This window comes from Sporomusaceae bacterium, from assembly GCA_031460455.1.
In the GTDB taxonomy this organism is placed as follows: domain Bacteria; phylum Bacillota; class Negativicutes; order Sporomusales; family UBA7701; genus Anaeroselena.
Genome location: JAVKTQ010000021.1, coordinates 40,197 through 49,497, shown reverse-complemented (window position 1 = coordinate 49,497; position 9,301 = coordinate 40,197). Strand labels below are relative to the sequence as shown.

Here is a 9,301-nt window from a genome sequence, read left to right as displayed (position 1 = left end):
AAAAACAAAAGCTTCGCGTTTCCGCGAAGCTTTTGTCGTGACTGGTGGAGGTAAGCGGGATCGAACCGCTGACCTCTTGAATGCCATTCAAGCGCTCTCCCAGCTGAGCTATACCCCCATATTCACTTTCGGCGGTTGTCCTGCCGACATAGAGTATAATATCATAACTGGCGAATTACTGTCAACAGGTTTTCTGGTGGCAGTTTTTGGGGAGACACCTTCCGGTATCCCCCCTCCTGTTCACTAAAGCAGCCGGCCTTCGGCCGCTTCCCAGTTGATGTTGCGAAAGAAGGCTTCGATGTAGTCGGCGCGTTTGGCGGCGTAGTCGAGCATGTAGGCGTGCTCGAAGACGTCCATGACAAGGATGGGGTTGCAGCCTGCCGGGTGCCCGGTGTCGTGCTCGTTGATCCAGAAGTTGATGAGCCGCCCGTTGTTGACGTCCTGGTAGAGGACGACCCAGCCGATGCCGCGCATGGCGCCGGTGGCTTTGAAGTCTTTGGCCCATGCGTCCGGGCCGCCGAAGTCCTCAGTCATCTGGGCGGCCAGGGCGCCTTCGCGGCCGAGGACGCCGTCGCCGCCGAGGTTTTCGAAGTAGAGTTCGTGCAGGCGCATGCCGTTGAATTCCCACCCGAGACGCCGTTTGAGTTCGGCGTATTCGGGGGTGGCGGTTTTGCCGGTCAGCGCGGCGTCGCGGAGGGTGCCGAGGAGTTTGTTGGTGTTGGCGACATAGCCCTGATAGAGGCCGAAGTGGGTTTTGAGCAGGGTTTCGCTGAGTCCGGGCATGCCGATGAGGTGGGAGTAGTCGGTGGCGTTATAGAGGATCTCCGTGCCGGTCAGGTTGGCCTGTTGTCCCAAGAGGAATCCCTCCTTCGCTGTTGTCGGGTTGCTCGGTAAGGTATGTCCAGCCTTCGCGCTGTTCGGCCAGGCCGGCTTTCATCAGGCGGCCGAGGGCCCGTTTGAAGGCGGCTTTGCTGATGGCGAATTTCTGTTTGACGATGTCGGGCGGGGTGGCGTCGCTGTAGGGCATGCTGCCGCCGCGGGACCGGAGCATGGCGAGGATGGCTTCGGCGTCGATGTCCATGGCCGCTTCTTTGACCGGCCTGGTGGAGATGTTGATGCGGCCGTCGTCGCGGATATAGGTGGCGCGGGCGGCGATCTCCTCGCCGAGGCGGGGCCGCGCGGCGGTTTCGCTGTGGTGGAGGAAGGCGATGTGCCGGTCGGCGGTGAAGAGGAAGGCGCCTTCGTCGGTGATGTTGTAGACCGAGCCTGTTATCCGGTCGCCGAGTTTGACGCCGGCGGCCGGCCGCGACGCCTTCCTGAGTTCGTCTTCGACTTCCATGGTGACGGCCAGACGGCCGGATTTGTCGCGGTAGAGTTTTATCCAGACCTTGTCGCCCCGGCGCACCCTGCCTTTCATACCGGCGAAGGGCATGAAGATGCCGCGCTCGGCGCCGATGTCGACGAACGCCCCGTCTTTGGTGGTGTTGATGACGGCGGCTCTGGCTACCTGGCCTTCCCTCATCTGCGGCAGGCGCATGCTGGCGGTGAGGCGGCCTTTGGGGTCGAGGTAGAGGTAGACGGGCAGCTGTTCGCCCACGGCCACTTCGCGGGTCTGCTGGGCGCGGTGGAGGAGGATGTCGTCGGCGGTTTTGCCGGTGCCTGCGTCGAGGAAAGCGCCTAGTTCGCCCGTTCTTGCCACGGTGAGCGTGCGGACGGCGCCTGGCTTGAGTTCGCTGTCGGTTGTCATGGTATCAATCTTGGTAGGCGTGTGACTTGGCATCGCCCCATAGACGCTCCAGGCTGTAATACCGGCGGTCTTCCTCGACGAAGACGTGGACAACGCAGTCGCTGTAGTCCATTAGTATCCAGCGGGCCTCCCGGTAGCCCTCCTTGCGCAGCAGGGGTATCCCCTCTTTCTCGAGCCGCTCTTCGATATTGTCGGCGATCGCCTGCGCCTGGGTGGTGGAATTGGCGCTGCAGATGACAAAGTGGTCGGCGACGAGCGAAACCCCGTCCATGTCGAGGATGACGATGTCGCGGGCCTTTTTGTCGCTGGCCGCTGCTGCAACCAATTCGGGCAAGTTTGCTTCGGTCATGCTGTCCCTCCTGATATCGGTGCCTGCCTTTAGTAATCTCATTCCTATCATATTCTATTCTTGCTGTTTATGCCCGTTTCCTGCCATCGTCCCGCTGTGCCGGCGGCGACGGCGGAAAAGAAGAAAGCCCCTGCGGCGGAGTTTTCCGCGCTGCAGGAGCTGGCATGCTATGTTGTCAGTTGCTGCGCGCCTGGCCGGGCAGGGCGCCGCTGACCTTGGCGCCGCCTGATGAAAACAGCGTCTTGACGAGCGCTTTGGTGCCTTCTTTGTCTGCGACCCAGTAGCTGAGGCCGTCGATGGTGGCGAAGTTGCCGGGCAGCAGCTCGGCTTTTAGCCCGCCGTCCTTGAAGCCTTTGAGGGTGTTGGCAAGCTTGAGCATGGTGAGCGGCGGCATGTCGCTGGCGACGTACTGCCTGAGGGTGGCGGTGAGGGCCGGGAGCTTGAGCAGCGTGCCGACCTGGAGCATCTCGTCGCTCATGGCCTTCAGGAAGCGCTGCTGGCGGTGCACCCGCCCGATGTCGCCGAGTTCGTCGTGGCGGAAACGGATATACTGGCCGGCTTTTTCGCCGTCCAGGTGCTGATAGCCTTTTTTGAGGTGGATGCTCAGGTCGGCGTAGGGGTCGTCGTAGTTCATGTCCTGCTCGACGTACAGGTCGACCCCGCCGAGAATATCTACGACGCTTACGAAGCCCTTCCAGTCCATGGTGACGTAGTAGCTAATGGGGACGCCGAGGAAGGCTTCGACCGTTTTGGTGGCGAGCTGGGCGCCGCCGTAGGCGTAGGCGTGGGTGATTTTGTCGTAGCCGGTGCGGCCGGGGATGGCCACCCGCGTGTCGCGGGGGATGGAGAGCAGGCTCACCGACCCGTCCGCCGGGTCTACACTGGCGACAATCATTGTATCCGAGCGTTTCGGCGCGCCGGGGGTTTCGCTGTCCCCTTCGTCGATGCCGAGGATGAGGATGTTGACCCGATTGCCGAGCGCGGCGTCGGCCGCCTTCGGGGTCTCGGGCGCGGGGCTGCCGCCGGGGGCGGCGGCGGTGTCGAACACTTTAAGGTAGGCGTAGAGGGCGGCGCCGGCGAAAGCCGTCACAAATACGGCGAATACGGCGAGGACAAGAAACACGCGCGTCCAGCGAATCTTGCGGCGCGCACGGGTCGCGTCCAGGCGGCTGCGCATATTAACCCTCTCCTCTCTGGAGCTTTCCTAACAGCCTCCAATTAATAGTCGTTATTTCGTCTTCATCTTAACAAGCAGGGCGTTGCGCCCTTCGACCGTCGCCGGGTGGATAAGCCACCGCTCGGCGAGCAGATGGTGCATGGTCTGGTCGTAGGCGGCCAGCAGGGCCGCCTGGAGGTTTTCCCCGGCCAGCGCCCGCAGGCGGTCGACTCCGGGAAATGACCTTGTCGGCTCGATATAATCGGCGAGAAAGATAATTTCGTCAAGAAGCGCCATCGCCGGCCCTCCGGTGGTGTGCCAACGGATGGCGGCGAGCACCTCCGGATCGTCCACCCCGTAATCGCGGCGGGCGATCACCGCGCCTACCGGCGCATGCAGAAGCATGGGCTCCCGCTGTTCGACATCATTCACCACTATACCAGACGCCCCGGCGACCTGCAATAGGAGGTTGCTGGGCATGCCGCGGGCGCAGTCGTGCAGGAGGCCCGCCAGCCTTGCCTTGCCGATGTCGGCGCCGTACCTGGCGGCTAGAGACGCCGCCGTCTCGCTGACGCCCCGGCAATGCGCCAGGCGCTTGGGCGACAGGGTTTTCGCCAGTTGTCCGAGAAGTTTTTCGGTCATTTTCTTCACCTTGTGCTAAAATTCGCTATAATGCGACCGATTCCTGCGTCCCCTGTTCAAAGCGGCGGACAGAGGAAAGGACCTGGCTGATAGCCAAGTCCCGGGATAAATAAAATGCCTCCCCGAGAGGAGGCACTTGTTTCAACTAGAAATTGCCTTGCCGCGGCTTGGCTTCGTTTACGACAACCTGGCGGCCGCCAAATTCGGCGCCGTTCATCGCGGCTATCATGTTGTCCACATCAGCGTCCTCGACCTCGACAAAACCAAAGCCCCTTGATCTGCCCGTTTCTTTGTCAGTGATGATGCGACTGGATATCACCGAACCGTGCGGACGGAACGCGTCCGCGAGATCGGCCTCCGTAGTGCCCCAGGGCAAGTTACCGACATAGAGAGTTTTCGCCATTAAAGGAATCACCCCTCTTTCCAATGAACTCGACAATCGCTTACACCTTCAGTATCTGCCGATTCGCAGCCTTTATGCCTGCCTTATAATGGGAACATAAAGGGCGCGGTGTTCTTTCGTTCTTCCGGCCGGCAGCGCCGGGCGCTTCGCGCCTTGCTTGAAATACTCTTAGAATAGGCGTGTGCTACCGTATCAACGGTTGGCATGAGGATTCTATTGGTCAATTGCACAAACCGCTCCCCACTCTAGGATTATCCCCCCTTATATTACTTATTTTTGCTATATCAGGGCATATTTCCTTTAATTCCAGTCATAAAATTCGACACATTTTGTTTTGTATGTTGTTTTTTTCATTCGCGGCAGCAGTCGTCAAGGCCCCCCCGGCGGCGCACATACGAAAATAGGCCGCGCTATGCGCGGCTCTTCGTTATTTCCCGGCAATTTTCACCAGTTCCATGTTCCGTCGCGATTCCAGCGGCTCTGAAGGGGCGGCAGGAGGCCGAGGCTCTGTAGTATCCGCCCCGACATGCTGCGGCCGGGCTGCTGAAAATAGCCCCTGTTCCTGGCTCCGGGGTCGGGGCGGTATTTCATTTTTTTCGCTTCGCCGACGGTGGTCAGCAGCAGCCCGGCGGTGTCCCGCCCGCTGTCCCGGAGGTAGGTGGGCGCGTAGTAAGCCGCCTGGCCGAGGTCGACGTAAACCCAGGCGGCGTCAGGGACCGGAACGGTGTTTTCGAAGAAGAAGCCGGCGGCAAACATGCACAGGACAACGACGAGCAGCCTGGCCAAGCCCCGCGGGCGCCGTTTTGGCTCCCGGCCGGCGAGGCGCCTGTCCGTTATTTCCTGCCGCCGGCTTTCCCGGTCGCTGTGGTCCGGCCCTTTGGGGAAAAGGGCGCTCCCCGTTTTCACTGGCGATCACTTTCCCTCGCGCTGTCCAAGCCGCTGCAACAGGTCGGGCACGTCGCGCTCGGCGACCGGCCTGCTGTAGTAGTAGCCCTGAACGAAGTCGCACTTGAATTTTATCAGTTTCTCGAGCTGGCGTCCGGTCTCGACCCCCTCGGCGACAACCTGCTGGCGGGCGCGGTGGGCGAGGTTGATGATCGAGCCGATTATCTCCCGCTGGCCGTCGGCGTCGTCGAGGTCGTCGACGAACGATTTGTCGATCTTTATTATATCTACCGGCAGTTGACGGAGGTATTTAAGCGAGGAGTACCCTGTGCCGAAGTCGTCGAGGTATATCCTCACGCCGAGGCGCCTTACTTCGGCGAGTTTGTCGATGTTGGCCTCGAAGTTGTCCATCAGCACGCTTTCGGTGATTTCGAAGGCTATGGCCCGCGGGTCCGCGCCTGTCTCGTCGACGACCTCGCGCACCCAGCGGACGAAATCGCCGCGGATAAGCTGGACCACCGACAGGTTGACGCTGACGACGGGCTGGCCGGCGCCCTGACGGCGCAGGGCGGCCGCGAAGGAGCAGGCGCTGCGGAGGACCCAATCGCCGATCGGCACGATCAGGCCGGTTTCTTCCGCTACTTTGATAAATTCGCCCGGCATCACCATCCGGTCGGGGCGCTGCCAGCGGATCAATGCCTCGAGGCCGCATACGCGCCCGGTGGCCGTCTCGACATAGGGCTGGTACCACAGGCGCAGTTCCCCGTTGGGGATGGCCTCGCGCAGATCGTGCTCGATCTGCGTTTTCTGCCGCACCAGTTCGTCCATACCGCGGTCGAAGAAGGCGTAGCGGCTCTTGCCGAGATCCTTGGCCTTGTACATGGCCATGTCGGCGTTTTTGAACAGTTCTTCGGCCGATGTCCCGTCGTCGGGGAAGATGGTCAACCCGATGCTGACGGTGACGTACACGCTTTTGCCGTTGACGCTGAGCGGGTTGGCGAAGACGGCCAGCAGCCTGTCGGCGTACTCGGCCGCCTGGCTGCGGCCGGCGCCTTCGAGAAGCACTATGAACTCGTCGCCGCCGACCCGCGCGACGAAATGGCGGTCGTCGTCGATGCTCCGCAGCCGCTGGCTGACGACGACGAGCAGTTTGTCGCCGTAGGAGTGGCCGAAGGTGTCGTTGATGCCTTTGAAGTTGTCGAGGTCGATGAAAAGGAGCGCTCCCCCCTGGTCACCCTTAATCCCCGCGACGAGAGCTTTGAGTTCGCGGTTGAGCGCCGCCCGGTTGGCGATGCCGGTGAGCGCGTCATGGTAGGCCATGTGGCGGACAAGGTCATCTTTGGCTTTGCGTTCCGAGATGTCGGTTATCGACCCCGCCATCCGTACGGGGCGACCCGCCTCGTCCATAAGCGCCTTGCCCCTGGTCACGATCCATTTTACGCCGCCGGGGGTGTGTATCCTGTGCTCGTAGGAGAAATGAGGGGTCTTGCCCTGCAGGTGTCTGCGCAGGGCGGCGAGAACTTTGCGGCGTTCCCCGGCCGGCACCGATTTGGCGAGGAACCCGTCCAGACCACTGACCCGTTGCCTTTCAACGCCGACGAGTTCTGTGCAGCGCTCCGACAGGTACACCTCATTTGTGACGAAATCCCAGTCCCACAGGCCGTCGTTGGCCCCGGCCAGGGATAGTTTGTACCGTTCCTCGCTCTCCGCCAGCGCCTGTTTGGCGGCCTCCAGCGACTCGTACTGAGCCTGGAGTTCCTCCTGCGACGCGAGGATCTCCTCGTAGAGGCTGCCGAGTTCCTCGTTGCTTGTCCGCAAATTTTCCTCCGCCGTCCTGCGCCGACGAATGCTGCTTATCAGGACGAGGATGTACGCGGCCATCGCGCCGATGACCGTTGCGGCGGCGGCGATCACCTGGCCGTGTTGTTCGTAGAGAGTCTGCGGCTTGTTGACAAATACCGCGCCGTCCGGCACCCGCTCGGGGGGCAGATTGTATTTCGCAAGCTGCCGGTAATCGACGACGGTGCTGCTGTCCTGCGGGTCCACCGGTTTTATGGCGGACGCCCGCTCGCCGGCCAGGATCCTGTTGGCGAGCGCCGCCGCCGCCTGCCCCTGCCGGCGGCCGCTCAACACGCTGCCGCCGACCGCGCCGTAGCCTGTTTCGAAGTCGTAGAGGATGTAGACCGGCGCGCGGCTGTTTTCGGCGAAGAATTTTACGTACCGTTCGACCTCCATGACGTAATCGGCGGCGTCGCGGGAATAGGTCGAAACCAGCACCGCGGAGTCGTCGGGCAGGCTGCCGAGCGTGACGGCGATCTGGTCGCGGGTGAGGTAGTTGAGGGAAACCACCGACAGGTTCTCTTTGATGCGCGGAGCCGCCATTTCCACCGGCACCCAGGTGACGGCGCCGCTTTCGGTGTTGTCGAACAGCAGGTAGATATACTTGAGGTTGGGGTTGAGGCTGGCCATCAGCTTCATGGTCCCCGCGACGTCGGGTACTTCGTAAACCCCGGTGACATCGGGCTCGTAGGCCATCATGGTTTCGGCCGCGGCGGGGTAGACGCCGGAAAAGACGAGCGGGGCGTCCGAGAACAGCTCCCGGCGGTGCTGAAGGGTGAAGATTACGGCCATATCGTCGGTGGCCATCACGATGTCGATCTTTTTGTGGGCGTATTTGGTCTTGAGCAGTTCGTACGTGAGCCGGAGGTTCTCCGGGGTGGGGTTGTTCTTCCAGTCGATATATTCGACGTAAAATATCGGGTCGGCGCCGGAATCGCGCAGCACGGAAATTATTCCGTCCGTCTGCTCGTCCGTCCACGGCAGGCCCTTGTTGTACGAGTTGAGGATCAGCACTGTCGGCGGGGAGGGGGCCTGTTCGGCCGCTGCGGGCTGCAGGACGGCGAGGCAGGCGAAGACGGCGACGAGTAGCAGCTTCAAGGCCACGGCACGACACCCCTTAGCGAAGTTGACGCCGGACGATAACGGCGACAATCAACACTTTACCGCTACCCTGGGATTTTCCTGCAAAAAACGACATAAATTACATAATTATTTAATTTTTCCCTATAAAGGAAAAAGAGGGGTTAGCCGCGATATAACCCCTCTTTCAGTATATAGTTTTCCACGCTCTCCGGGACGATGTACTTGATCGACCGGCCCTTCTTGACCCGGTCGCGGATGTCGGTGGAGGAAATCTCCAGTTCGGGGGTGGTCAGGCGGTGGATGCGCTCCGCGCCTTTGGGCCCGAGGTTGCGGATGACGTCGTCGATGGCGCTGACGCAGCCGGGGCGGGTGGTGGCGACAAAGTCGCACAGGTCGAGGATATCTTCGATGTTGTTCCAGGTGGGTAGGTCACAGACGGCGTCGGCGCCGGTGATGAAGTAGAATTTCGCCCGGCCGGCGTATTGTCCGTGAAGGAGTCTGATGGTGTCGATGGTGTAGGATGGCCCCGGACGTTCCATCTCGATGGCGGATACGAAGAAATGGGGATTGGAGTAGGTGGCCATCGCGGTCATGATGTAGCGGTGCAGGGCGGGCGTGACCTGGGAGTCCTGCTTGTGGGGCGGATTGGCGGCCGGGATGAACAGCACTTTGTCGAGGCGGTATTCGATCCGCACCGCGTCCGCGGTGACGAGATGGCCGATATGGATTGGGTCGAAGGTCCCGCCCATTATGCCGATTTTCTGCGTCGTGTCCATTGTTTCTCCTCTGCGCACACTCTTTCGCGCACCATAATTATAACAGAGGCCTGTCCCGCTGGAAAGGATAATATAAGCCGGGTTGCCGATAAAACCCCATCTGCTGCGTTGCTCCTCAAAGCGCTTGCTTGCGTACGTTCCGAAGTACGCGGCGCGGCGCGCTTTTCCGGTGCGCCTTGCATCTAGGGCTTTCTCGGCAACCCGGAACTGATGACAGTATAAAAACCGCCCCGGCTGAGGCGGTTTGTACATTTTGTTAAAATGTGCTGATCATGTCGAGCATTATTCTCACCATCGCCATGACGGCGGCGATGATAACGGCGGCCCGCACGTAGTCCATGAAGTCGCGCCGCGTTTTGTCGGTTTTCAGCCAGTTCCAGAGGGCGTAGATATAACCCATGCGCTCCGCTCCCGCATCCTT

10 protein-coding genes and 1 tRNA gene are annotated in these 9,301 nt (G+C 61.1%); all 11 read right to left on the bottom strand.

The features are described 5' to 3' along the window. Positions 1–42 precede the first annotated feature (42 nt). A tRNA-Ala gene (locus tag RIN56_19380) sits at positions 43–118 on the bottom strand. A gap of 125 nt (positions 119–243) precedes the next feature. Then, a complete protein-coding gene (locus RIN56_19375; GenBank protein MDR7868962.1) occupies positions 244–855 on the bottom strand; it encodes a Fe-Mn family superoxide dismutase in 612 nt (203 codons plus the stop codon). Next, a complete protein-coding gene (locus RIN56_19370) occupies positions 812–1,747 on the bottom strand; it encodes a S1-like domain-containing RNA-binding protein (GenBank protein ID MDR7868961.1) in 936 nt (311 codons plus the stop codon). The genes RIN56_19375 and RIN56_19370 overlap by 44 nt, the downstream gene beginning before the upstream one ends. Before the next feature lie 4 nt (positions 1,748–1,751). Next, the gene (rsfS, locus tag RIN56_19365; protein ID MDR7868960.1) at positions 1,752–2,096 is read right to left on the bottom strand and encodes a ribosome silencing factor; all 345 of its coding nucleotides are present in this window, start codon (positions 2,094–2,096) and stop codon (positions 1,752–1,754) included. Between the two features lie 175 nt (positions 2,097–2,271). Further along, positions 2,272–3,273 (bottom strand): LCP family protein, encoded by a 1,002-nt coding sequence (locus RIN56_19360; protein ID MDR7868959.1) that lies wholly within the window; start codon positions 3,271–3,273, stop codon positions 2,272–2,274. Positions 3,274–3,324: 51 nt separating this feature from the next. Beyond that, the gene (yqeK, locus tag RIN56_19355) at positions 3,325–3,894 is read right to left on the bottom strand and encodes a bis(5'-nucleosyl)-tetraphosphatase (symmetrical) YqeK (GenBank protein ID MDR7868958.1); all 570 of its coding nucleotides are present in this window, start codon (positions 3,892–3,894) and stop codon (positions 3,325–3,327) included. 145 nt (positions 3,895–4,039) lie between these two features. Next, entirely contained in the window at positions 4,040–4,297 is a 258-nt protein-coding gene (locus RIN56_19350; protein ID MDR7868957.1) for an RNA-binding protein, read from the bottom strand. A 444-nt stretch (positions 4,298–4,741) separates the two neighbouring features. Then, positions 4,742–5,083, bottom strand: coding sequence for a hypothetical protein (locus tag RIN56_19345; protein ID MDR7868956.1), 342 nt, complete (start codon positions 5,081–5,083; stop codon positions 4,742–4,744). A gap of 126 nt (positions 5,084–5,209) precedes the next feature. Beyond that, positions 5,210–8,125, bottom strand: a complete 2,916-nt coding sequence (locus RIN56_19340) for an ABC transporter substrate binding protein (GenBank protein ID MDR7868955.1) — start codon at positions 8,123–8,125, stop codon at positions 5,210–5,212. 140 nt (positions 8,126–8,265) lie between these two features. Next, positions 8,266–8,880 (bottom strand): nicotinate-nucleotide adenylyltransferase, encoded by a 615-nt coding sequence (nadD, locus tag RIN56_19335; protein MDR7868954.1) that lies wholly within the window; start codon positions 8,878–8,880, stop codon positions 8,266–8,268. Positions 8,881–9,136: 256 nt separating this feature from the next. Then, positions 9,137–9,280, bottom strand: a complete 144-nt coding sequence (locus RIN56_19330) for a hypothetical protein (GenBank protein ID MDR7868953.1) — start codon at positions 9,278–9,280, stop codon at positions 9,137–9,139. Positions 9,281–9,301: the final 21 nt, after the last annotated feature.

Excerpts from the sequence above, each read along its gene's own strand:
- yqeK (MDR7868958.1), bottom strand. The coding sequence starts at position 3,894 with ATGACCGAAAAACTTCTCGGACAACTGGCGAAAACCCTGTCGCCCAAG.
- nadD (MDR7868954.1), bottom strand. The coding sequence starts at position 8,880 with ATGGACACGACGCAGAAAATCGGCATAATGGGCGGGACCTTCGACCCA.
- RIN56_19330 (MDR7868953.1), bottom strand. The coding sequence starts at position 9,280 with ATGGGTTATATCTACGCCCTCTGGAACTGGCTGAAAACCGACAAAACG.
- RIN56_19370 (MDR7868961.1), bottom strand. The coding sequence starts at position 1,747 with ATGACAACCGACAGCGAACTCAAGCCAGGCGCCGTCCGCACGCTCACC.
- RIN56_19350 (MDR7868957.1), bottom strand. The coding sequence starts at position 4,297 with ATGGCGAAAACTCTCTATGTCGGTAACTTGCCCTGGGGCACTACGGAG.
- RIN56_19360 (MDR7868959.1), bottom strand. The coding sequence starts at position 3,273 with ATGCGCAGCCGCCTGGACGCGACCCGTGCGCGCCGCAAGATTCGCTGG.
- rsfS (MDR7868960.1), bottom strand. The coding sequence starts at position 2,096 with ATGACCGAAGCAAACTTGCCCGAATTGGTTGCAGCAGCGGCCAGCGAC.